Source organism: Haematobacter missouriensis (assembly GCF_000740775.1).
GTDB classification, from domain to species: Bacteria; Pseudomonadota; Alphaproteobacteria; order Rhodobacterales; family Rhodobacteraceae; genus Haematobacter; species Haematobacter missouriensis.
The window spans coordinates 20,523-42,999 of sequence record NZ_JFGS01000007.1; the positions used below are offsets into that span (position 1 = coordinate 20,523).

The window sequence follows — 22,477 nt, forward strand, 5'->3', positions numbered from 1 at the left end:
CCGCCGCCACGGCCGCTACGGCTTGGCATCGCACCCGTCACAACGGCTTCCTGGCGTGACGGGGTTGTCTTAATGGAGCGCTTCCCGATGTCCCGACAGAATTACGTATTTACTTCCGAATCCGTTTCGGAAGGTCACCCCGACAAGGTTTGTGACCGGATTTCCGATGCGGTCCTTGACGCCTTTCTGACCGAAGAGCCCAATGCCCGCGTCGCTTGCGAAACCTTTGCCACGACGAACTGCGTGGTGGTGGGCGGCGAGGTGGGCCTGTCCGACAAGGACAAGCTCCACAGCTACATGGAGAAGATCGAGGACATCGCGCGCGCCTGCGTGAAGGACATCGGTTACGAGCAGGACAAGTTCCACTGGGCGACGTTCAAGCTGAACAACTACTTGCACGAGCAATCCGCCCATATCTCCCAAGGCGTTGACCGGGACGGGGCGGGGGATCAGGGCATCATGTTCGGCTACGCTGTGGACGAGACGCCGGAGCTGATGCCCGCGCCGATCCTCTACTCCCACGCCATCCTGCGCCGTCTGGCCGAAGCCCGCAAATCCGGTGAGGCGCCGAGCCTCCGCCCGGATGCCAAGAGCCAGCTGTCGCTGCGCTATGAGGACGGCAAACCCGTGGAGGTGACCCAGCTTGTCCTCTCCACCCAGCACGCGAGCGAGGATCAGACCTCCGACGACATCCGCGCGATCGTGGAGCCCTACATCCGCGAGGTGCTTCCTGACGGCTGGCTGACGGAGAACACCGAATGGTGGGTCAACCCGACGGGCACTTTCGTCATCGGCGGCCCGGATGGGGACGCGGGGCTGACGGGACGGAAGATCATCGTGGATACCTATGGCGGCGCCGCGCCGCACGGGGGCGGTGCCTTCTCCGGCAAGGATCCGACCAAGGTGGACCGCTCCGCCGCCTATGCCGCGCGCTATCTGGCGAAGAACGTCGTCGCCTCCGGGCTTGCACAGCGCTGCACGCTTCAACTCTCCTATGCCATCGGCGTGGCGAAGCCGCTTTCCATCTATGTGGATACCCACGGCACCGGCGTTGCGGATGAGGCGGAGATCGAACGTGCCGTCGCGCAGGTCATGGACCTCACGCCGCGCGGCATCCGCGATCATCTGGAGCTCAACCGCCCGGTTTATGCCCGGACCGCGGCTTACGGCCATTTCGGACGTCAACCCGACAATGACGGCGGTTTCAGCTGGGAGCGGACCGATCTGGTGGAGGCGCTGAAGCGCGCCGTCTGACCCCCTTTTGCTTGACGCGCGGGCCTTGCCGCGCGAAGAGGCCCCGGTATCAGCGACCGGGGCCTTTTCATGACTGACGACCAGAGCGATTCCGCCGCGGGTGCCGAGCGTCCCTGGCGCAATTTCTATGGCCGTCGCCACGGCAAGACGCTGCGGCCCAGCCAGAAAGGGTATCTCAGCGAGGATCTGGGCCAGTTGCGCCTTCCCGGCGTGACCCATGAGGAGAACCCGGAGCGCACCGAGCTGGACCTGACACAGCTTTTCGGGGACCGGCCGGTTTGGCTGGAGATCGGCTTCGGTGGTGGTGAGCATCTTGTTCATCAGGCCGCGCAGAACCCGGAAGTGGGGCTGATCGGTTGCGAGCCCTTCATCAACGGTGTGGCGATGCTGCTTGGCAAGGTGCGGGAGGCGGGTGTCACCAACCTTCGCCTGCATCCGGGCGACGTGCGCGACCTGTTCGACGTGCTGCCCGACCGCTCCGTCGCGCGGGCTTTCCTGCTCTACCCCGACCCCTGGCCGAAGAAGCGCCACCATCGCCGTCGTTTCGTGACGCCGGAGTTCCTCGGGCCTCTCCACAGGGTGCTGCGGCCACAGGCCATCCTGCGTGTCGCGACGGATATTCCCGATTACGTGCGCCAGACGCTGGAGGAGGTGCCGAAGGCGGGCTTCGAATGGCTGGCCGAAGGTCCGTCCGACTGGCGGGAGCCGTGGTCCGACTGGTACTCCACCCGCTATGAGCAGAAGGCGCTCCGCGAGGGGCGGGTGCCGCATTACCTCACCTTCCGTCGCCTGTAACGGCCCAGATAGACCCCAGATAGACCGGCTCGGTCAGTTCGGCTATGAGGCGGCCAGACCACGGAGGAACCCTCATGACTGCCGAAGCCTCGCCCGCCCCGCTTGTCGTCCGCGCTTCCGCCCCGCTCCGGGGCAAGGCGACGGTGCCGGGGGACAAGTCCATCTCCCACCGCGCGCTGATCTTCGGGGCGCTTTCCGTGGGCGAGACGCGGATCAGCGGCCTTCTGGAAGGCGAGGATGTCATCGACACGGCAAAGGCGATGCGGGCCTTCGGGGCGGAAGTGACCCGTCATGGCGAAGGTGCGTGGAGCGTGCATGGCGTGGGCGTCGGCGGCTTTGCCGAGCCGGAGAGTGTCATCGACTGCGGCAATTCGGGGACGGGCGTGCGGCTCATCATGGGCGCGATGGCGACCTCGCCCATCGTTGCGACCTTCACCGGGGATGCGAGCCTCCGCCGCCGTCCCATGGCGCGGGTGACGGATCCTCTGGCTTTGTTCGGAACGGTGGCGCATGGCCGCGCGGGCGGGCGGTTGCCGATGACCGTCATTGGCGCGCGGGATCCGGTGCCGGTGCGCTACGCCTTGCCCGTGCCGTCGGCGCAGGTGAAATCCGCCGTGCTGCTCGCGGGGCTGAATGCGCCCGGTGAAACTGTCGTGATCGAGCGGGAGCCGACACGCGACCACACCGAACGGATGCTCCGGGGCTTCGGCGCCACCCTCCGCGTGGAGGAAACGGCAGAGGGGCAGGCGATCATCCTCACCGGACAGCCGGAGTTGCGTCCCCAGACCGTCGCGGTGCCGCGTGATCCGTCCTCCGCCGCCTTTCCCGTGGCTGCCGCGCTCATCGTGGAAGGATCGGATATCCGGGTTCCCGGTGTCAGCCGCAACCCGACGCGCGACGGGTTCTACCTGACGCTGGTCGAGATGGGGGCCGATATCGCCTTCGAGAACGCGCGTGAGGAGGGGGGGGAGCCGGTCGCCGATCTCCGGGTCCGCTTCTCTGCGTTGAAGGGCGTGGACGTGCCGGAGGACCGCGCGGCCTCCATGATCGACGAATTCCCCGTTCTGTCCGCCATCGCCGCCTTTGCGGAAGGCCGGACCGTCATGCGCGGAGTGCGTGAGCTGCGGGTGAAGGAAAGCGACCGGATCGACGCCATGGCGCGCGGGCTGGAATCCTGCGGCGTCACGGTGGAGGAGGAGGAGGACATCTTCATCGTCCACGGTCGTGGCGCGGAGGGCGTGCCGGGCGGTGCCACGGTCCGCACCCATCTCGACCACCGCATCGCCATGAGTTTCTACGTGCTGGGCCTTGCGGCGCAGCAGCCCGTGACGATCGACGACGCGCGCCCGATCGCTACATCCTTCCCCGACTTCCTGCCGCTCATGCAGGCGCTCGCGGAGGGTTGAGGATGCACCAGATCACCATACAGCCGCTGACGGCGGCGGCCTTCGCTCCCTTTGGCGATATCCTTTCCGCCGATGGGACCGCCGACCGGATCATCAATCAGGGTCTCTGTGGCCGCTGGCACGACCGGGCCGGACTGGATTTCGGGCCGGAAGGGCGGGCAGGTCTGTCGATCTTCAAGGCGGAGCCTCGCGCCCTGCCGCTGTTGCTCGATCTGGTCGAGCGGCACCCGGACGGTAGCCAGGCTTTCGTGCCGATGTCGCTCGACCCATTCCTTGTCATCGTCGCACCTGACGAAGGGGGGCGACCCGGGCTGCCGCTGGCCTTCCTGACCACGGCCGGGCAGGCGATCAACTTCCACCGGGGCACTTGGCACGGGGTGCTGACGCCGCTCCACGCGCCCGGTCTGTTCGCGGTGGTGGACAGGATCGGCGACACGCCCAATCTTGAGGAATACTGGTTCGACGAGCCCTATACCGTCGTTTCACCCTGAGGCTGGCGTCCTCCCGCCTGCTCCTGATCCTGCCGCGCGAGCCGCACCGCCATGTCGATCATGCGGTTGGAAAAGCCCCATTCGTTGTCGTACCAGCCGAAGACGCGCACCATGCCGCCGCCGGTCACGGCGGTTTCCGGCAGCGCAATCACCACGCTTTCGGGCCGCGCGCGCAGGTCGGTCGAGACCAGCGCGCGCTCCGTCCACCCGAGGACGCCGCCCGCTTCGCGCAGCGCGGCGTTGACCGCCTGCACGCTGGCCGGGCGGCGGGGCATGAACGTCAGATCCACGGCTGAGACGGAGGCTGTCGGCACCCGCACGGCAGACCCCTCGACCCGTCCCGCCAGATGGGGCAGCACGATATCCACCAGCCGGGAGGCCGAGGTCGTCGTCGGCACCATGGAGAGTGCGGCAGCCCTGCTCCTCGCAAAGTCGGCGGCGGGGCTGTCCACTGTGGGTTGGCTACCAGTGTAGCAATGTATGGTGGTCATGTAGCCCGTCTCCACCCCCCACTCCGCATTCAGGAGCCGGAGCAAGGGCGCGAGCGCGTTTGTCGTGCAGGAGGCGTTGGAGACGATGCGATGCGCGGGCGTCACTTCCGCCTCGTTCGCGCCGATCACGGCCGTGATATCGGCGCCTCTCGACGGGCCGGAGACGAGCACCCGGCCTGCGCCTGCGTTCAATCCGCGTTCCGCTACCTCCCGGCTGTCCGCTCGGCCCGTGCATTCCATCAGCACATCGACGCCGGAAAGATCGGCGCGCGACAAGTCTGATTGGCGAAGAAGCGGGATCTCCCGCCCGTCGACCACGAGATGCCCCGCGCGCAGGGCGACGCTGCCGGGGTAGGGGCCAAAGACGCTATCGTATTCAAACAGATAGGCGCAGATCTCGGGAGTGGCGATATCGTTCAGAGCGACTATCTCGATATCTCCCGGGCGCGTGGCCAGCGCTCTCAGCACCGACCGCCCGATGCGCCCGAACCCGTTGATCGCCACGCGAACCGTCATGCCGTTCCCTCCTGTTGCCTCATACGTGCCTAGCGGCACGGCGGAAGAAGGCCAAGAGCAAGGCGATCACGCGATTTCGCTTGGCGTCAGGGGCGACTCGGCCTTACGCTGATCGGGCAACCTTCAGGAGACTGCTCCTATGCCTGTTCGCTCTGTCCGCCGCTCTGGGTCGCTGGCTCGTGCCGGGTCGCTCATCAAACGTATGGGGGAGGCTTTGAAAGCTGCGGTAGCCGGGCCAATGCGGGCGCCAGATGCGCTACCGGTGCCGATCCGGGTGACGAAACAACCAATGCGTCGTCGGTGATTCACGGGTTCCTTCGGATCAGATGACGGAAGGGCCGGATCGACCGGCCCTTTTTGATTCGCCCGTCTTGTCTGGCGAGTGGCGGGAACCGCAGCAACCGTGCCGGCGTGATTTCCCGAGAGCCTGGACTAACCAGGTGGGTGCCAGATACCGGGACCAGGATCCCGGCAGAGCCAGCCCCCTCGGAAATGCTTATCGGCCACTGGAAAAAAGCCTGCGCACGTGAGGAGCAGAACCCGCCTCCGCAAAAATAGGCCCGACCAGCGACGGCCACAAGAGCCTGTCGCGCAAAAGATGTGATCACCCCTCGGCTGGACAGACGTTCTCTCTCTGTTCATAGTCGCGCCATGCAGCCCCACTCCATTCCCCTTCCCAGTCTTCAACCGGGACAGCTTCTCCAACGCGGCGTGAGCCGTCACCTTCTCTCCCTCGGCTTTGCGACGGTAGAGGAGCTGGTGCCCGCTCCCGGCCTCCGCGTGGACGTCATGGCGCTCGGCCCGAAGGGAGAAATCTGGGTGGTCGAATGCAAGTCATGCCGCGCCGATTTCGCAGGCGACAGGAAGTGGCAAGGCTATCTGGAATGGTGTGATCGATTCTTCTGGGCTGTCGATGCCGATTTTCCTGCCGATCTCTTGCCCGATGGCACGGGCCTGATCCTTGCTGACAGTTATGATGCGGAAATCCGCCGCCTCGGGCCGGAGACGCCGCTTGCTGGAGCCCGCCGCAAGCTCCTGACGCAGAAATTCGCGCGCCACGCAGCGCTAAGGCTGCAGACGCTTCGTGATCCCGGTGCTGGGGCCGGAGGACCGCGGTTTTGACGGATTGCCTCACTGGCGTCGGCGGATGCGGCTCTTATCGGTTGTGATTACGCTAATGTAGCAACGGGGCTTTGGCGTAGAGGCGAATTGCGGCGGCACCATGCTTTTCCGTGCCCGACCCGCAGTGGCAGTCACGACTCTGGCTGCGTCAGGCAGGACCGACGGGCCAAAACTCTCCCTGCAACTTCTCGGGAAGCCGGTCTGACATCACGCACGAGGTTTGCCGGATTCGCTGCTCCAGCTTCCGCGGACACTCGTCCATCAGCCGTCCATCAGCGTTCGGACGGACCTGACAGGGCAATTCATCTGTCACGAAGCCGCCGTGAGCCGCAGGTGTCAGAGCAATCTGCGCGTCCCTCGCCAAGAGCACCATCGCCGCCCAAACACCCTGATCGCGGGGAGAGCAACTGACTGGCGCAGTTCCCCTCTCTCTGGGGTGCGCCGCACCCTCCGCGCCCGGAGGGACCAGATCGACATGTCGCAGGAAGCGGTCGGGCTCATGGCCCGAAGAACCCGTTGCGATGCCGTTTTGCCTGTCATTCAGCCCCCGGTGAGGAGGGGGATTGCTGCTCCTCCGGCGTGGGGGCCCGAGGTTTCCTATGGGATCCCCGGTCCCTCTCGGCGCACCGCCGGGCGTGATCAAATCACCACCAAGTGTCTCCGGCAGACTGGAAACCACCCCGCGCCCGCTCAAACCTGAGGTCCAGCGAAACGAGGCGGAGCCGGAGCGCGCCCAAGCCTGACTTCCGCCTCGGGGTGTAGGATCCCACAGGCGGTGATCCTCAAGTCGGAGCCGCTGATTCCGAAGCGAACGGTCGTGGCCTTGGCCCTCGAACAGGCCCGAGCCGGAAGCCTTCAGCGCTTCGGCTTGCCCTTCGGCGAAGGCTCCGACCCGCCCATACTGCGCGCAGCTTCCGCTGCGGCCCGAAGCTCTTCGGCGATTTCCTCCGCCTCCTCGGGGTCGAAGTCGAGCGGCAGCTCCATGCCTTCCGCTTCGACATAGATTCGCACCATCCCGAGGGAGGTGGGTCCGATCTGGAGATTGGCGGCGACTTCGCTTTCCTTGTTGATACCCATAGTGTTCCCCTTGGTGCCGGTGGTTGCGCCCCCTTCGGGCTTCAGAGCGGTTGGATATGCCCCCTTCGTCATTTGATCAAGCGATGGGTCTTGCCAAAGCCCTCTATGAAGGGTAAATCGCCCCCCGTGCCGCCTTAGCTCAGTTGGTTAGAGCACCAGATTGTGGATCTGGGGGTCCCCCGTTCGAGCCGGGGAGGCGGTACCACCGAACCAGGCGATATGTTTGAGTTTTCTGTCGAGCTCGGAAGACATTGGGAAATTCGCCTTCAATCTGTCAGGTTGGATTTTTTCCCGCAGTTCGCCGCTTCTGAACGACTTTGGCTGCGGATACATCCCATTTTGTCGTCTCTCGGACGTCAGGCTTTTTGAGTGCTGCATGGGCGTCTTCGAAGCACCTGCCTTTCTGTCGTCGGTGAGTCGGCGTGATACGTGGTGCAATCCAGGCCTTTCGCCAATCGCGACGGGGAGGCGCTGGCCGTCATATCGGCTTCGATCCGGTTTTGCCGTCACTTTCCACGTGGCGGTTCCGCGGATCGCATCGGGCGCTCTCTGCGGCCGTGTTCCGCGCGAGATACGGGCCCCGCAACGGCATTTCGACCCATGCTGTTCGCGGCCGACTTTGCTGCGATGCCGGCTCCGTATGGACTGTTGTCGATCCGCTCTTGTCGTGCGCGTAGGCGCGCTATCCTTTGCGTAGTCCTGACGTGCTACGCACAGACGCCGGGGTGTTGGGGGTGCAGGGTGGAAAGCTGCTCTGCACCCCCGTATTCGGCCAATTTCCGCATTGCAGATCATTGCCCGAGCGGAGGAACATACAGGCAGCGCGCGCGACTTGCGACGACGCAGAGGTGAAAGTCCTCGTCCTCACTCTTCTGTATCGTCCGACTGTTATACGGGATGACGGCATGGAACGGTGCATCCATGAGAGGATACTGGCCGGCCCTCAGGTCGATTTCCCACCCGTCCTTGGTGGCATGAACCGCGGAGGCGGGGATCGGCGCGCAATCCTGCCCGGAGCAGCAATAAGCGCTGTACCAGCTATGAGGGAGCGCGGGGGATGCGGCCAGAAGAGCAGCACACAGGATCAGGCGGGAAAGCTTCATCGCAATTCCTTCCACGTAGCGGACCCTCCACGCGGGCGGGTGCCAGACAGGTCTGTGGACTTCGGCTCAGACAGCTAGAAGCGGCAGCGAAACGGCGCGTGGTGGGCGAGTGCCGTGACAAAAGTGTAGACCGGTTCCAAACCTTAGCGAGGGCAGACGGCCCTCTACCGTGCGATTGAGTGAAAAAAGGCCATGCGCCGGTCACGCATGGCCTGATAAACCGGCAATGACCGGAAATGTTACTGAAGGTAGCTCATGGGATCGACACTCTCGTACCCGTTGCGCACCTCGAAATGCAGGAACGAAGGGTTGCCCTGTCGCACGGTCGCAATGGCCTGTCCACGCGTAACGGCGGAGCCTTTTGCCACCTTGATGCTATCGATATTGGCATAGACCGTGAGCAGGTTGTTGGCATGGCGAATGACGAGGATCGGCACCTGATCGGTGTCCTGAGTGATCGCTGCAACCGTGCCGTCGGTCGCGGCGTGGACGGTGGCCCCGGCGGGGGCGGCGATGTCAATCCCTTCGTTCTTGCCGCGCGCATAGGGGCGGATGATGCTCCCCTCCACCGGCATGGCGAGCCGGGCGGAGGAGGCAGGCGTCCGCTGTGCGCCGAGGTTGGGTGAGGCGGGTGTGGCCGCGGCAATTTCCTCGTTGGTCTTGGTGTTCTTCTCCGGCAATGGGGTCGCGGCACTCGGCGGCGGCGGCGTGGGGGAACCGGTACCCGGCTGATTGGCCGCGGATTGCGCAGGAGCGGGGCCGGTCGCGACGGGGATCAACAGATATTGGCCGTCGCGCACGGTCATCTGGGCGTCCAGCCCATTCCATTCCGCCAGCGAACGGGCCGAGACGTTGTAGAGCCGCGCTATCGAATAGGCCGTCTCCCCGCGCTTGACCTGATGGCGGACCGGCTCTGCCCGACTACCGGAAGCAGCGGGCGGGCGACTGCTGACATTGGCGGAACTGGCGCTCTGGCTGGTTGCAGGCGTTCTCCGCACCGTACCGGACGTTTCTGCACGTTCGATCGCACCGGAGGCTAGCGTCGTCACATCGACCGGTGCGGCCGCGATCGACCCGCTGGAGATACTGCTTGTATCGGAGGAGAAGCCGGAGTCAGCCGTCACCGTCATGGGCTCACTCACGCGACGCGGTAATGCCAGCACCTCACCTTCCCGAAGACCCGTTTCGCTGGCAAGCGCGTTGTAAGAGGCCAGTTCGCTTGCCGGAATGCCCACCCGCTGTGCAATGCTGCCGACAGTGTCGCCGCGCCGGGCCACGGCCACCTGATATGTCGGATAGGAGATGACGCCCCGCCCGTCCGGTTGCGGACGGCTGGCTGTCGGCTGGCGTGCGGCTTCGGATGTGTCGAGATTGGTGGGAATGACACCGCGCATGTCCCAGTCGAGCGGTCGCCCGCAGGCTCCCACGATGGCAAGCGCTGCGCAGGCGAGCGCGATCCGGCGCAACGGTCGCTGAGCGGAACGGAAAGGCATCACTGTCATCCTCTTCAGTTTCCCGACGGGGGCCGTCTGTGCGACCCTTGCGTCCGGCATCATTCCTGGCCGAGCCCCTCCACGAGCGGCACGAACCGCACGGAGCGAAGCTCTTCGTAATGCACGCCTTCTGCCGTGCGCGTGACCTTGATCAGGCTCTGCACCGCGTCCGACTGGCCGACGGGGAGCACCATGATACCCCCCTCGCGCAACTGGGCCAAGAGGGGGCCGGGCGGATCTTCTGCCGCAGCCGTGACGAGGATGCGGTCGAACGGCGCCTGCTCCTGCAGCCCGTGGGAGCCGTCGGCGGCAAAGGCGGTAATGTTGTGCAGGCCGAGTTGCTGGAACGTTGCCTCCGCCTGCCGGACGAGCCTCCGATGCCGGTCGATCGTGTAGACGCGCCGGACAAGCTGCGACAGGATCGCCGCCTGATAGCCGGAGCCGGTCCCGACCTCCAGCACCTTGTCGCGCGGGCCGGCCTCCAGCGCCTGCGTCATCAGGCCGACGATGGAGGGCTGGGAGATGGTCTGGCCGCAGGCGATGGGCAGCGGCGTATCGTCATAGGCGCGTTCGGCAAAGACACCGGTGACGAAGCTGCCCCGGTCGATCTTTTCCATGGCCGCCAGTACGCGCGTATCCGTCACCCCGCGGGACCGCAGGGTGAAAAGAAAGCGCATCTTTCGTTCGGAGAGGTCTTCCTCCGTCATCGCTCAGGAGGCGAAACGGGCACGCAGCGTTTCCACCGCATCATGAGCGGTCAGATCGGCGCGGAGCGGGGTGATGGAAATGTAATCATCGAGGTTGGCGGCAACATCGCTGCCCTCTTCGGTCCGCAGGTGCTGCGGCCCACCCTTGATCCACAGGAATCGCCGCCCTGTCGGGGAGATGGTCGCCTCAGCCGTGAAGAGACCTTCTCCGCGAAAACCCTGATTGGTGATCCGGCTTCCCTTCACATCGGCCGACCCGATGGGAGGAAAGTTGACGTTGTAGAATAGCCGGTAGCCCATCCCGTCCCACAGACCCTTTTCCAGCAGGTCGCCGACGACTCCCGCCCCGAATTCGGCTGCCGCGTCGAACGGATCGGCAAGGTCGCGTGTGCGCGGTCCGAGGAATTGCGAAAGCGCGATGGCCTTCACCCCCTGCAGAGCCGCTTCCATGGCCCCGCCCAACGTGCCGGAATAGAGCGTGTTCTCTGCCGCGTTATTGCCGCTGTTCACGCCCGACAGCACAAGATCAGGCTTCGCGCCCTCCATCACGTCGTGGATAGCTGCGAGAACACAGTCGGCGGGAGAGCCTTCGGCGGCGTATGTGCGCTCCGCAAGACGGGCGATCATCATGGGGCGGGTATAGGAAATGCAGTGGCCGACGCCGGATTGTTCAAACGCGGGCGCGACGACCCACACCTCTCCCTTCGGTCCTGCGACCCTGTTGGCGATGGCGATCGCAACCTTCAAGCCGGGCGCATTGATTCCGTCGTCGTTCGTCACAAGAATTCGCATGTCACCGTCCCCTTATTCTGCTCCTGATTAGAGCAGGGGAGGCGTCAGGTAAAGCGAACGGTCAGGCGCGCTGCTTCTGGCGCCACACCCCCCAGGCGCCGGTTATTGCAGCGGAGGCGACCGCTCCCGTGGCGCACCCCACCATCCAGATCGGCAGCGCGCGACCCGGATCACCCGTAATCATGATATGGAGAGCCAGCATCAGCAGGCCGAAGAGACTTCCGAAAACCGCATGTCCTGCCATTCTGTCCCCCGTGTCGCATCTGGCGCCTGCGGCCCACCGACAGAGGGGCACGGCTGCGCGATTCGATTGCCAAGTCGGAAGAAAGACGCTCAGACCGGAAGAAAGTTCCGGCTTGCGCCGAAAATGTCACAGAATAGCGGCGAGCCGGGCAGCTTCGGAAAGTTCGGAGGCGAGAAGGGAGCGGTCTTCCCCTGGGAAGAACCGCGCGCGCGTGGCCGTCGGCATGGGCGCAGGCGTTTCAACCAGCACTCGGGGGCCGATCCTCACCGCTTCCGCCTGCCAACTCCTGGCAAGGGAAATCTGTCCCGCCTTGGTCGCGCCGTAGGCACCAAAGAACTTTTCCCCCGCATGAGGGTCGTCAAAGAACAGCGCTGTGCCATGCTCCGCCGCGCGGAGCAGCGGCTCCACCATGCCGATCAGCATGCCGGTGGCGCGCAGGTTGACGGCGAGGGAGCGGTCCCAGTCCTTGGTATCGAGATGCCCGGCAGGGGTCAGCGGGGCCGCATGGATCGCCGCATGGACCCAGAGATCGACCTTGCCCCAGCGCTCGAAGATCGACAGGCACATCTGCCGCATCGCATCATCGTTGGTGATGTCCATGGGAGCGAGCGTCGCCGCGCCGCCCTTTTGCTGGATACGGTCGTCCAACTCCTCCAGCCCGCCGATGGTGCGGGCGACGGCGACGATGTGATAGTCCTCCGCCAGAGCTTCCGCCATCGCGGCGCCAAGGCCGCGGGAGGCGCCTGTAACCAAGGCAATCTTCGTCATTCGGCGGCGGTCTTCATCTGAAAGCCCTTCTCCACCATATCGGCGGGGAACACGGGGTACTCGCCCGAGAAGCAAGCGTCGCAATACTGGGGTTGCGCCTTGTCGCGGCCCCCGGCTTCTCCCGCTGCACGATAGAGACCGTCGAGCGAGATGAAGCGGAGCGAATCCACGCCGAGATAATCCCGCATCTCATCCTCCGTCATATGCGAGGCGAGAAGCTTGTCCCGATCCGGTGTATCGACGCCGTAGAAGCAGGGCCAGGCGGTGGGGGGAGAGGCGATACGGAAATGCACCTCCGCCGCACCGGCGTCGAGGATCATTTCCTTGATCTTGCGGCTGGTGGTGCCGCGGACGACGGAATCGTCCACCAATATCACCCGCTTGCCCTTGATGAGCGCGCGGTTGACGTTGAGCTTCAGGCGAACGCCCATGTTGCGGATCTGCTCGGTGGGTTCGATGAAGGTCCGGCCCATGTACTGGTTTCGGATGATTCCCATCGCATACGGAATACCGCTTTCTTGGCTGAACCCGATCGCGGCGGGGGTGCCGCTGTCGGGCACCGGGCAGACCAGATCTGCCTCTACCGGGGCCTCACGCGCCAGTTCAACACCGATCTGCCGCCGCGTCTCATAGACCGAGCGACCGCCGAGGATGGAGTCGGGGCGGGAGAAATACACATGCTCGAAGATGCAGAACCGCGGCTTCATCGGCGCGAAGGGGCGGAAGCTCTCGAGCACGCCGCTTTCAGAGATCACGACCATCTCGCCGGCTTCCACTTCGCGGACGAACTCGGCCCCGATGATGTCGAGCCCGCAGGTCTCCGACGACAGCGCCCAGCCATCGCCGATCCGGCCCAGAACCAGCGGCCGAACACCCAGAGGATCGCGCACGCCGATCAGCTTTGTCCGCGTCATGGCGATAACGGAGAACGCCCCCTCCACCCGGCGCAGCGCGTCCTTCATCCGTTCGGGAATGTCCCGCTGGATGGAGCGCGCCATCAGGTGGATGATGCATTCGCTGTCGGAGGAAGACTGGAAGATGGAGCCGCGCTCGATCAGTTCCCGGCGCAGTTGTGCGGCATTCGTCAGGTTGCCGTTATGCGCTATGGCCGCGCCGCCCATGGAAAACTCGCCGAAGAACGGCTGCACGTCCCTTATGGCGGTGTTGCCCTTCGAACCGGCGGTGGAATAGCGCACATGGCCGATACCGATGGAGCCGGGCAGCGTCTTCATCACCTCGGCATCGGTGAAGTTGTCCCGTACGTAGCCGAATCGGCGGGCGGAGTTGAAGCCGGTTGCGGGATCATGCGTCACGATCCCGCCCGCCTCCTGTCCGCGGTGCTGGAGGGCGTGCATGCCAAGCGCGACAAAATTGGCTGCATCGGTCACACCGATGACACCAAATATGCCGCATTCTTCTTTCAGCTTATCGTCGTCGAACGGATGGCTGTGCTGCTCGTCGCGCATGGCGCGTCCTCCGAATCCGGGGCGGGGGGAACGTGGTGCTCCACATAGTAACTCCGGACGCCGAAGTCATCCCCCTGAAAGTGCACAGCCGGTCTTCAGTTCTGCGCAGGTGTCGCGGGAAGATCGGGCGTAACGACCGGTGCGCCGCAGCTCCCGACCAGATGCTCATAGCGCGAGACGATCCAGCCCGGCGCGTCTGCGGGGATCGACCGGTCGATATTCCCCTGTACGGACGAGAAAATCTGCGCGGAGCGGGAGTTGTCCACCATCGGGATCGACGTTCCCGACATCGCACGATCATAGACCACGAAGGCCACGGCCACGAGCAGCAGGCCCCGGAGAACACCGAAGAAGAAGCCCAGCCCCTGATCCAGCCCGCCGAGCGCCGAGCGCTGCACGACCCCGGAGAACAACGGCGTGAACAGCGAGGCAAGCACGAGCGCAACCGCGAAGACCGCCGCAAAGGCGGCGATCAGCGACAGTTCGCAACTGTCGGCGAGAAACTTGTTCAGGCCGGGGATTTCGCGAATCAGCGGTTCCGCAGCGGGGGCGAAGATGTAGGCGAGGATCGCCGCCACGATCCAGCCCGCGATCGCCATCGCCTCCCGCACGAAACCGCGCGAATAGGCGAGAAGCGCCGAGACGACGATGACGGCGGCCACGACCGCGTCGATGATGGTGAAGCCCTGCATCTGTCCCTGCTCCGCTGTCGTCTATCCTGCGCCGAACGTCTCGCCCACAAAGGCGGCGAGATCGGCGAAACCGCGCAGCCCGTCATCCCCTTCGGGGCTTTCTACGCTGCGGGCGGGCGCGATGGCTCGTGAAAAACCAAGTTTCCGCGCTTCTTTCAACCTGTTTTCCGTCTGTGACACCGGCCGGAGCGCGCCGGAGAGGCTGATCTCTCCGAAAACCACGGTCTCCGGGGGCAGCGCCGCATCCTCCCGTGCGGAAAGAAGCGCTGCCGCCACGGCCAGATCCGCGGCCGGTTCGGAGATTCGCAACCCGCCCGCCACGTTCAGATAGACGTCCAGCCCGCCGAAGGGGATGCCGCAGCGCGCCTCCAGCACGGCGAGGATCATGGCAAGCCGTCCGCCGTCCCAGCCGACGACGCTGCGCCGTGCGCTTCCCGGGGGCGAGGGGGCGACGAGCGCCTGAATCTCGACCAGCAGGGGCCGCGTTCCCTCGATCCCCGCGAAGACGACGGAGCCGGGGCTGGGCCGCTCCCGTTCCGACAAGAACAGGGCGGAGGGATTGGCGACTTCCGCCAGGCCGGTGCCGGTCATCTCGAACACGCCGATCTCGTCCGACGGGCCGAAGCGGTTCTTGACCGCGCGGAGAATGCGGAACTGATGCCCGCGCTCGCCTTCGAAATAGAGCACGGTGTCGACCATGTGCTCGACCACGCGGGGGCCGGCGATCTGCCCTTCCTTGGTGACATGGCCCACGATGATGACGGCGGTGTTGCGCCGCTTGGCGAAGGTGACGAGCTCATGCGCCGCCGCCCGAACCTGCGCCACCGAACCGGGGGCACTCTCGACCGTATCGGACCACATGGTCTGGATCGAATCGACGATGACGAGGTCGGGCTTTTCCGCTTCCAGCGTCGCGATGATGTCGCGGAGCGCGGTTTCGGCGGCCAGCCTGAGCGGCGCTCCGCCAAGCCCCAGCCGCTCCGCCCGCATCCTGACCTGCGCGGACGCTTCCTCGCCCGTGACATAGATGACGGAGAGGCCCGCTTGCGCGAAACTGGCGGCGGCTTGAAGCAGCAGCGTGGACTTGCCGATACCGGGGTCACCGCCCACCAGCACGGCGGAAGCCGGGACCAGACCGCCGCCCAGCACCCTGTCCAGCTCCCCCATGCCGGAGGCGGTGCGGGCTGGCGGAGGCTCTCGCGCGGCAAGGTCGCCCAAGGGCACCATGCGACCGCGAAGCTTGCCCAGCCCTTTCGGCGCGGCGGAAAGCGGCGCCTCCTCCACGATGGTGTTCCATGCGCCGCAGGCGTCGCAGCGGCCGGACCATTTGGAATAGGTCGCACCGCAGGCGGTGCAGGCGAAGGTGGGGGAGGGGGCGCGTGCCATGCTCTCTTCTGCCCGACCCAAGTACCACCTTCAAGCCCGTCCGGGTGCCGTGCCCGCTCCACCGGAGCCGATGGCCCGGGCGAGCGGGCACGGCGGACAGGAGCCATGGGTGCCGGCCGGGGCAGGGAAGCGTCCGGCGGACGGCGTTTCGGCGGAGACGATTCTGGCAGAGGGCATTTCCGGAAGGTATGTTTCCGGCTGGGGCGCGCGTATCAGACTTCCGGCCTGCTTGCCGCAGGAAGCGTCTGGGCATAAACGGGAGCAAAGGAGACAGCATGGCGCGCGGCAATTCGGCAATCGGGGCGGACCGGGCGAAATCCCGCAGGGTTGGTTCCCTGCGCGGACTGGTGCCGTTCATCTGGCCCTATCGTGTTCTGGCCGTCGCGGCGGTGCTGGCCCTTATCCTGACGGCTGGCGTCTCTCTGGTCCTGCCGATGGCGGTGCGGCGGGTGGTCGATGGCTTCGGGTCGGACGCGCTGCTGCTCGACACCTACTTCACCGCCTTTCTCGGCATCGCCGCGCTGCTCGCCGTGGGCACTGGCCTGCGCTACTACCTCGTCACCCGGCTGGGAGAGCGGGTGGTCGCCGATATCCGCAAGGCGGTGTTCGACAGGGTGATCGGCCTCAGTCCCGGTTTCTATGAGCGCGTGATGAGCGGGGAAGTCCTCTCCCGCATCACCACCGACACGACAGTGATCCTGTCGGTGGTCGGCTCCTCCATCTCCGTTGCGATGCGCAATGCCATCATCGTGCTGGGCGGCACGCTGCTGATGCTGTTTACATCGGCCAAGCTTACGGGGCTGGTACTGCTCATCGTGCCGCTGGTGATCGTGCCCATCGTGACGCTGGGGCGCAGGCTCCGGGCGGAATCGCGGACAAGTCAGGACTGGATCGCCGCCTCAGCGGGCAATGCCTCCGAAGCGCTCACCGCCGTTCAGACGGTGCAGGCTTTCGATCACGAGCCGGAGACGCGCGCTGCCTTTGCTCGCGTGACGGAGAAGGCCTATGCTTCCGCCCAGCGGCGCATCGGCACGCGGGCGGTGATGACGATGATCGTCATCTTCCTTGTCTTTGCGGGCGTCGTGGGGGTTCTCTGGGTTGGGGCACGCGATGTCCGTGCGGGTGCGATGAGCATCGGCGCGCTCGTGCAGTTCGTGATCTATGCCATTCTGGTCGCCGGGGCCGTCGGTTCGCTGTCGGAGACCTGGGGAGAGGTGCAGCGCGCCGCAGGTGCGACCGAGCGCCTGCTGGAACTGCTGGCGACGGAAGACGAGATCACGGATCCGGCCGCCCCTGTTCCCCTGCCGCGCCCCGTCCGGGGAGAGGTCGCCTTCCGCGACGTGTCCTTCCACTATCCCACCCGTTCCCAGCGATCGGCGCTCGAGGATTTCACCCTCACCGTCCGGCCCGGAGAGACGGTGGCCCTCGTCGGTCCGTCCGGGGCGGGCAAGTCCACCGTGCTGCAACTGCTCCTCCGCTTCCGCGACCCGTTTGCCGGCAGTGTGACGCTGGACGGGATCGACCTGCGGGACATGGCACGGGGCGACTTCCGTGCCGCCCTCTCGCTCGTTCCGCAGGATCCGGTGATCTTCGCGGCGACCGCGCGGGACAATATACGCTTCGGCAGGCCCGATGCGACGGACGAGGAGGTGGTCGCCGCCGCGCGGGCGGCCGCTGCGCATGACTTTCTCAGTGCCCTGCCGGATGGCTATGACACATGGCTCGGCGAGCGGGGCGTGGTTCTGTCGGGCGGTCAGCGGCAGCGGATCGCCATTGCCCGCGCCATCCTCCGTGATGCACCCGTTCTGCTGCTGGACGAGGCGACTTCCGCCCTCGATGCGGAAAGCGAACGTGCGGTACAGCGCGCCGTCGCCCGGCTGTCGGAGGGGCGCACGACGATCGTCGTGGCCCACCGCCTTGCCACCGTCAGAAGCGCCGACCGGATTGTCGTGCTGGACGAAGGGCGGATTGTCGCAGAGGGCACTCATGAGACCCTGGTCGCCGAAGGCGGGCTCTACGCGCGGCTCGCACGTCTCCAGTTCGCCGAAGGACTGCAAGCGGCGGAATAGGTCTTGCCGCCCGCGCATCCAGCTACAGATTGTCGGCAGAACGGTGCCGCCGAACGGTGCCGGAAACCGGAGGAAAACCATGGGTGTATGGGATTTCGTCAAGGATGCTGGCAAGTCGCTTTTTGGCGGCGGCAAGGCGGAGGCGGCAACCACCGCTCCTGACGCCGAGACGCTGAAAACCGAGGTCAAGAACCTTGGCCTGAACGACAGCGGTCTCCAGATCCACACCGACGGCGATACCGTCAAGGTGACGGGCAAGGCCGCGACGCCGGAGGAGAAGGAGAAGGTGATCCTCGCCGTCGGCAATGTCGCGGGCGTGTCGAAGGTCGAGACCGATGATGACGATGGGCCGGAGCCGGTGTTCTACACGGTGAAGAAGGGCGATACGCTCTCAGCCATTTCCAAGGCGACACTCGGTAACGCCAACCGCTACAACGAGATTTTCGAGGCGAACCGCCCGATGCTCAGCCATCCCGACAAGATCTATCCCGGACAGGTGCTGCGTATTCCGCAGTAACCCTGCGTTGCCCCACTCCGGCAGAAGGTGCAGCCTGCCGGGGTGGGGTTAACGTGGCGTAGCCGGGCCGCTGCCGCCCTTGCCTTTCCCCCCGTTCGTTTTGCATCCTGCCAGCCGATAGCGGAGGGGCTGTCAGTCAAGGAGGACCGAACGAATGGGTGCCTATGCCACCATAGCCGACCGCAACGCGCTCGAAGCGGAGATGCCTTGGAGCGCGCGTGATGTGCCCGCGACGATCCATCAGCTTCTGGAGCGCACCGCGGCTCGCTACGGGGACAGACCCGCGATCGGTTTCCAGCTCTCCTCCGGTCCGCAGGATCCCGCCGAAACCCTGACATGGCGGGAATTCCGCGATGAGGTGAACCGCGCGGCGAACCTGTTCCGCAAGCTCGGTGTGGGTGAAAACGACGTGGTGGCGTTCATTCTGCCGAACGCGCTGGAGACGGCGGTAACGCTTGTCGCCGGAATGGTGGCCGGGATCGTCAGCCCGGTAAACCCTTTGCTCGATGCAGAGCACATGGCGGGTCTTCTACGGGAGACCAAGGCCAAGGTCGTCGTCACGCTGAAGTCCATTCCGAAGTCTGACATCTCCCAGAAAGTCGCCGAAGCCGTGGCGGCCGCGCCCTCCGTTCAGGTGGTGGTGGAGGTGGATCTGCTGCGCTACCTTCCGGCGCCGAAACGCTGGATCGCGCATTTCCTGCGTCCGAAGGCCGGACGCCGCCATCAGGCGCGTATCGTGGACTTTACCAAAGCGGTCTCACAGGAAAGCGCCACGCTCTCCTTCGGTGATCCGGGGCAGGATCGGGTCGCTGCCTATTTCCACACGGGCGGCACCACCGGCCTGCCGAAAGTGGCCCAGCACCGCTATTCGGGCATGATCTACAACGGCTGGCTGGGGGGCACGCTGCTGTTCAAGAACACCGATGTGTTGATGTGTCCTCTGCCGCTGTTTCACGTCTTTGCGGCCTATCCGATCTTCATGTCCACGCTCTCCTCCGGGGCGCAGATCGTCCTGCCGACGCCTGCGGGCTACCGGGGGGAGGGGGTGTTCGACAACCTCTGGAAGCTGATCGAGCGGTGGAAGGGCACGTACCTCGTCATCGTGCCGACGGCGATCTCCGCCCTGATGCAGCGGCCCGTGGATGCCGATATCTCCACCCTGCGCGGGTGTTTCTCCGGCTCCGCGCCGCTGCCGCAGGAGTTGTTCAAGCGGTTCGAGGCCGCGACGGGCGTACAGATCGTGGAGGGATACGGCCTGACGGAATGCACCTGCCTGGTTTCCGTCAATCCGCCGGACGGGGTGAAGAAGATCGGCTCCGTGGGCCTGCCGTTTCCCTATACCGAAGTCCGCATCCTGCACACTGACGATCACGGCAACATCACGCGCGAATGTGCGACCGAGGAGGTGGGGGAAATCTGCGTCTCCAATCCCGGTGTGTTCGAGGGATCTACCTATACGGAGCCGGGGCGTAACCTTGGTCTTTACGCGGACCGTCGATACCTGCGGACAGGCGATCTGGGGCGGCTGGACCGGGATGGCTACCTGTGGATCACGGGCCGCAGAAAGGATCTCATCATCCGGGGTGGTCACAACATCGATCCCGCGGAGATAGAGGAGGCCCTCGCAGGCCATCCTGCGGTGGCCTTTGTCGGTGCGATCGGTCAGCCGGATGCCTTCGCGGGCGAGCTCCCCGCCGCATATGTGGAACTGATCCAGGGGGCGGAGGTGACTCCGGCGGAACTGCTGGAGTATGCGCGTGCGCATATCCATGAACGTGCCGCCGTGCCCAAGTTCATCGGCATTCTGGACGAACTGCCAAAAACAGCGGTGGGCAAGGTGTTCAAGCCCGATCTTCGCCGCCTTGCCATCACGCGGGTGCTGGACGCAGCCCTTGCGGAAGCCGGGATGTCCGCGCAAGTCGCGGAGGTGGTGGAGGATCGCCGCCGTGGACTCGTCGCGCGCCTGCATCGGACAGGCGAGGTGCAGGAACCTGCGGTGGCGGAAGTGTTGGGGAGCTTCACCGTTCCATGGGAATGGGAGGACCGCCGTCCACTTCCGGTGCCTACCCCTGTCGCCTGACTAACGGGCTAACAGGCGGCGGAGCTAACAGGCGGCGGACGGGAGAGCCCGGTCGATTTGATCGGAGGACTGTTGTGCGGCGGGCAGGATCCCACCGCACAACGGGGTCAGAATTGCCGCTTCAGCACCATCTTGTCCAGCGAGAGGTACCCGCCGCCGAAAGCAGCGAACAGGGCGGTGAGACAGGCCCAGAAGATTGAGGTGAACTCCGCCTTCTGCTGGACGCCGGACAGGAAGGAGACCCCACCGTCAGGAGCGAGCTGCGCCCGTGCCGCATCGGTGAAATAATGCGCTCCTTCCCCGGTCATGAAAGCCACGCCCTCGGGCGTAAGGAAGCTGGTTCCGTAGGGATTGTGCAGGTGGAAGGACAAGGTGACGAGCAGAAGGATCGTCGCCGCGACGGCGGCGGGCCGGGTGAACAGTCCGATCAAGATCAGAATACCCCCCAGAAATTCCGTCAGCGAGACGATGAGCGACCAGAACCATCCCGGGCCGAATGGCACGAGTCCGGCCATCATTCCCGCCATGGCAAACGGCGCCTGTATCTTCGGCCAGCCCGACATGACGAGCATTGCGCCGGTGATGATGCGGATCACCACCCAGACGGCAGGTTGGGCGAAGAAGTCATAGACCGGCCCCATAAAGGGCAAAATCAGCCGGTCGCGTGGGTTATCAAGAGGCGTAGGCATGCGTCATGGCCCTTCCCATTGTTGCGGGCAGGTCATCCGGCGGACCCATGGCCGCCCCTGCTCCCATATTTATGGTGCAATGGTCCGATCTTGCGTCAACCCGCCACCTTGCAATTGAGGAAAGGCGTCGCCCGCAGGACACGGCCATAGCCAGGTCATTCTTCCTTCAGGGGCGCCGCCGCATATCACCGAGTCGGGCGGCGCCACGTTTCCGCCTGCCCGGAATATCCTTGCCGCTTGCCCGACATCGTCACCCAGCGCCCTTCCCACGTATGTCGACCGCACGTGCAGGGCGCGGTTCAAACAAAACAGGCAGGGAATGCGCGTGTCGCGACATGGAGATTGCGTAGCCGCCCCAACGGCGCCGAAAGGATCGCCCCTCCAGCACCTCCCGGACTTCGGTCTGACAATCGTGCCATCGTCGCGGCCAAGAAAAGCGCAGGGGCGACGCTCCCCGGACTTCTTCGCCATGTGTATCCGGGAATGTTGCCATCATCGTGGAAGCATCGGCTGTACGCCCGCCTTGGTGCCGCTTGCGCGGCAACTACAGGCCACGTCTTCCCCCGTCCCAGAGCAGGTCGGTCTGCTTCCATTGTTTCCCAACACGAACAGTATGACGGAATCGGCGCAACGCGCGGTGCCTTAGCCGAATGTCAGCATCCATGGGGCAGAGTGACGGCATCCGAAAAGTCAGCTTTCAGGAGAAGCCATGACCCAGAACCTTTTTGCCAGCCAAGCCCCGGGCCTCACCGCGCCGCTGCTGCATATTTTCGACATCCTGCCGGGGCAGCCGCTGGCCTATGTCACCCGCGCGATCCTTCTGGCGGAAGAGGGGACCGTCACGCTTACCACCCTCGGCGGAGAGACGGTGACCACGCTGCCGCTTGCCCCCGGCGTCTGGCATCCGGTGATGGCGACAGCGGTCGGCGCTGCCAGCGTGCGGATACAGGGAGGATGCTGAGCCTGCGCCACTGGGCGGGGGGCGGTGCCGCGATTGCGCTATTGCTCGCGGGCATGTGGGCGGGGGAACGGCTGGCGTCGGCGTCGGCTCTCCGGGCGCGTGCAGTGGCGGCGGAACAGGCCGCCTTGCGAGCGACTGCCCAGCGCCAAGCGGAGATGGAGCGACTGCGGACGGAAGCGGGGCTGGACCTCGCCTTGGGAAAGGTGGTGGATGATGCGCGCGATATGGATGACCGTGCTATCGTGTTCGACGCTGGCCGCATGCGGCAGCTCTTCCCCGCGCGATGAGCCGGTGCCCCCCTCGCTCCTCCAGCCCTGTCCCGAACTCACTGCGCCCGGCGGCGACATGACGGCCGCCG

At 65.2% G+C, this 22,477-nt stretch carries 22 protein-coding genes, 1 tRNA gene, 1 other RNA gene and 1 riboswitch; of the genes, 11 read left to right on the top strand and 13 right to left on the bottom strand.

Features of this window, described 5'->3' with window-relative positions; translation table 11 throughout:
* Positions 1-31 precede the first annotated feature (31 nt).
* Positions 32-80: riboswitch (SAM-SAH riboswitch) on the top strand.
* A gap of 7 nt (positions 81-87) precedes the next feature.
* The 4 genes from metK to CG51_RS07550 all read left to right on the top strand — a co-directional run bounded on the left by metK (position 88) and on the right by CG51_RS07550 (position 3,946).
* Positions 88-1,254: a methionine adenosyltransferase gene (metK, locus tag CG51_RS07535; RefSeq protein ID WP_035743622.1), complete on the top strand. Its 1,167-nt coding sequence runs from the start codon at positions 88-90 to the stop codon at positions 1,252-1,254.
* Between the two features lie 69 nt (positions 1,255-1,323).
* On the top strand, positions 1,324-2,049 hold the full coding sequence (gene trmB / locus CG51_RS07540; RefSeq protein WP_035743624.1) for a tRNA (guanosine(46)-N7)-methyltransferase TrmB: 726 nt from the start codon (positions 1,324-1,326) through the stop codon (positions 2,047-2,049).
* A gap of 74 nt (positions 2,050-2,123) precedes the next feature.
* Positions 2,124-3,455 carry a 3-phosphoshikimate 1-carboxyvinyltransferase gene (gene aroA, locus CG51_RS07545; protein WP_035743626.1) on the top strand — a complete coding sequence of 444 codons (1,332 nt, stop codon included), beginning with the start codon at positions 2,124-2,126 and terminating at the stop codon, positions 3,453-3,455.
* Between the two features lie 2 nt (positions 3,456-3,457).
* A complete protein-coding gene (locus CG51_RS07550; RefSeq protein ID WP_035743628.1) occupies positions 3,458-3,946 on the top strand; it encodes an ureidoglycolate lyase in 489 nt (162 codons plus the stop codon).
* Here the strand turns inward: CG51_RS07550 and CG51_RS07555 are convergent.
* Positions 3,925-4,953 carry a type I glyceraldehyde-3-phosphate dehydrogenase gene (locus CG51_RS07555; protein WP_051930221.1) on the bottom strand — a complete coding sequence of 343 codons (1,029 nt, stop codon included), beginning with the start codon at positions 4,951-4,953 and terminating at the stop codon, positions 3,925-3,927. The two genes, CG51_RS07550 and CG51_RS07555, sit on opposite strands and share 22 nt — an antisense overlap.
* A 385-nt stretch (positions 4,954-5,338) precedes the next feature.
* Positions 5,339-5,496, bottom strand: a non-coding RNA gene (gene ssrS, locus CG51_RS19490) — 6S RNA.
* Between the two features lie 108 nt (positions 5,497-5,604).
* Between ssrS and CG51_RS07560 the strand changes: the two genes are divergently transcribed.
* Positions 5,605-6,075, top strand: coding sequence for an MmcB family DNA repair protein (locus tag CG51_RS07560; protein ID WP_035743630.1), 471 nt, complete (start codon positions 5,605-5,607; stop codon positions 6,073-6,075).
* A gap of 855 nt (positions 6,076-6,930) precedes the next feature.
* On the opposite strand, the gene CG51_RS07570 is transcribed toward CG51_RS07560, so the two are convergent.
* A complete protein-coding gene (locus CG51_RS07570) occupies positions 6,931-7,152 on the bottom strand; it encodes a DUF6324 family protein (protein WP_035743634.1) in 222 nt (73 codons plus the stop codon).
* 128 nt (positions 7,153-7,280) lie between these two features.
* On the opposite strand from CG51_RS07570, the gene CG51_RS07575 reads away from it, so the two are divergent.
* Positions 7,281-7,357, top strand: a tRNA-His gene (locus CG51_RS07575).
* Positions 7,358-7,943: 586 nt separating this feature from the next.
* Here CG51_RS07575 and CG51_RS07580 read toward each other — a convergent pair.
* The 9 genes from CG51_RS07580 to radA all read right to left on the bottom strand — a co-directional run bounded on the left by CG51_RS07580 (position 7,944) and on the right by radA (position 15,803).
* A complete protein-coding gene (locus CG51_RS07580; RefSeq protein ID WP_035743636.1) occupies positions 7,944-8,255 on the bottom strand; it encodes a hypothetical protein in 312 nt (103 codons plus the stop codon).
* A gap of 239 nt (positions 8,256-8,494) precedes the next feature.
* The gene (locus CG51_RS07585) at positions 8,495-9,757 is read right to left on the bottom strand and encodes a peptidoglycan DD-metalloendopeptidase family protein (protein ID WP_084695092.1); all 1,263 of its coding nucleotides are present in this window, start codon (positions 9,755-9,757) and stop codon (positions 8,495-8,497) included.
* 50 nt (positions 9,758-9,807) lie between these two features.
* The gene (locus CG51_RS07590) at positions 9,808-10,455 is read right to left on the bottom strand and encodes a protein-L-isoaspartate(D-aspartate) O-methyltransferase (protein ID WP_035743638.1); all 648 of its coding nucleotides are present in this window, start codon (positions 10,453-10,455) and stop codon (positions 9,808-9,810) included.
* Positions 10,456-10,458: 3 nt separating this feature from the next.
* Entirely contained in the window at positions 10,459-11,247 is a 789-nt protein-coding gene (gene surE / locus CG51_RS07595) for a 5'/3'-nucleotidase SurE (protein WP_035743640.1), read from the bottom strand.
* 61 nt (positions 11,248-11,308) lie between these two features.
* Positions 11,309-11,491, bottom strand: coding sequence for a hypothetical protein (locus CG51_RS07600; RefSeq protein ID WP_035743642.1), 183 nt, complete (start codon positions 11,489-11,491; stop codon positions 11,309-11,311).
* Between the two features lie 126 nt (positions 11,492-11,617).
* Positions 11,618-12,259: an SDR family NAD(P)-dependent oxidoreductase gene (locus CG51_RS07605; RefSeq protein ID WP_035743643.1), complete on the bottom strand. Its 642-nt coding sequence runs from the start codon at positions 12,257-12,259 to the stop codon at positions 11,618-11,620.
* Positions 12,256-13,725 carry an amidophosphoribosyltransferase gene (gene purF, locus CG51_RS07610; RefSeq protein ID WP_035743645.1) on the bottom strand — a complete coding sequence of 490 codons (1,470 nt, stop codon included), beginning with the start codon at positions 13,723-13,725 and terminating at the stop codon, positions 12,256-12,258. The genes CG51_RS07605 and purF overlap by 4 nt, the downstream gene beginning before the upstream one ends.
* A 95-nt stretch (positions 13,726-13,820) precedes the next feature.
* On the bottom strand, positions 13,821-14,417 hold the full coding sequence (locus tag CG51_RS07615; RefSeq protein WP_035743648.1) for a CvpA family protein: 597 nt from the start codon (positions 14,415-14,417) through the stop codon (positions 13,821-13,823).
* Positions 14,418-14,438: 21 nt separating this feature from the next.
* Positions 14,439-15,803 (bottom strand): DNA repair protein RadA, encoded by a 1,365-nt coding sequence (gene radA, locus CG51_RS07620; RefSeq protein WP_035743650.1) that lies wholly within the window; start codon positions 15,801-15,803, stop codon positions 14,439-14,441.
* A 275-nt stretch (positions 15,804-16,078) separates the two neighbouring features.
* On the opposite strand from radA, the gene CG51_RS07625 reads away from it, so the two are divergent.
* The 3 genes from CG51_RS07625 (at position 16,079) to CG51_RS07635 (ending at position 20,469) form a co-directional block, all read left to right on the top strand.
* Positions 16,079-17,872 (top strand): ABC transporter transmembrane domain-containing protein, encoded by a 1,794-nt coding sequence (locus tag CG51_RS07625; protein ID WP_035743652.1) that lies wholly within the window; start codon positions 16,079-16,081, stop codon positions 17,870-17,872.
* A gap of 79 nt (positions 17,873-17,951) precedes the next feature.
* On the top strand, positions 17,952-18,389 hold the full coding sequence (gene lysM / locus CG51_RS07630) for a peptidoglycan-binding protein LysM (protein WP_035743654.1): 438 nt from the start codon (positions 17,952-17,954) through the stop codon (positions 18,387-18,389).
* 154 nt (positions 18,390-18,543) lie between these two features.
* On the top strand, positions 18,544-20,469 hold the full coding sequence (locus CG51_RS07635) for an acyl-CoA synthetase (RefSeq protein ID WP_051930223.1): 1,926 nt from the start codon (positions 18,544-18,546) through the stop codon (positions 20,467-20,469).
* Between the two features lie 107 nt (positions 20,470-20,576).
* On the opposite strand, the gene CG51_RS07640 is transcribed toward CG51_RS07635, so the two are convergent.
* The gene (locus CG51_RS07640; RefSeq protein WP_035743656.1) at positions 20,577-21,158 is read right to left on the bottom strand and encodes a DoxX family protein; all 582 of its coding nucleotides are present in this window, start codon (positions 21,156-21,158) and stop codon (positions 20,577-20,579) included.
* 709 nt (positions 21,159-21,867) lie between these two features.
* Here CG51_RS07640 and CG51_RS07645 point away from each other — a divergent pair.
* Positions 21,868-22,119, top strand: a complete 252-nt coding sequence (locus CG51_RS07645) for a spike base protein, RCAP_Rcc01079 family (RefSeq protein ID WP_051930225.1) — start codon at positions 21,868-21,870, stop codon at positions 22,117-22,119.
* Positions 22,113-22,406, top strand: a complete 294-nt coding sequence (locus tag CG51_RS07650) for a hypothetical protein (RefSeq protein ID WP_035743658.1) — start codon at positions 22,113-22,115, stop codon at positions 22,404-22,406. Before CG51_RS07645 ends, CG51_RS07650 begins: the two co-directional genes overlap by 7 nt.
* The last annotated feature ends 71 nt before the right edge of the window (positions 22,407-22,477 follow it).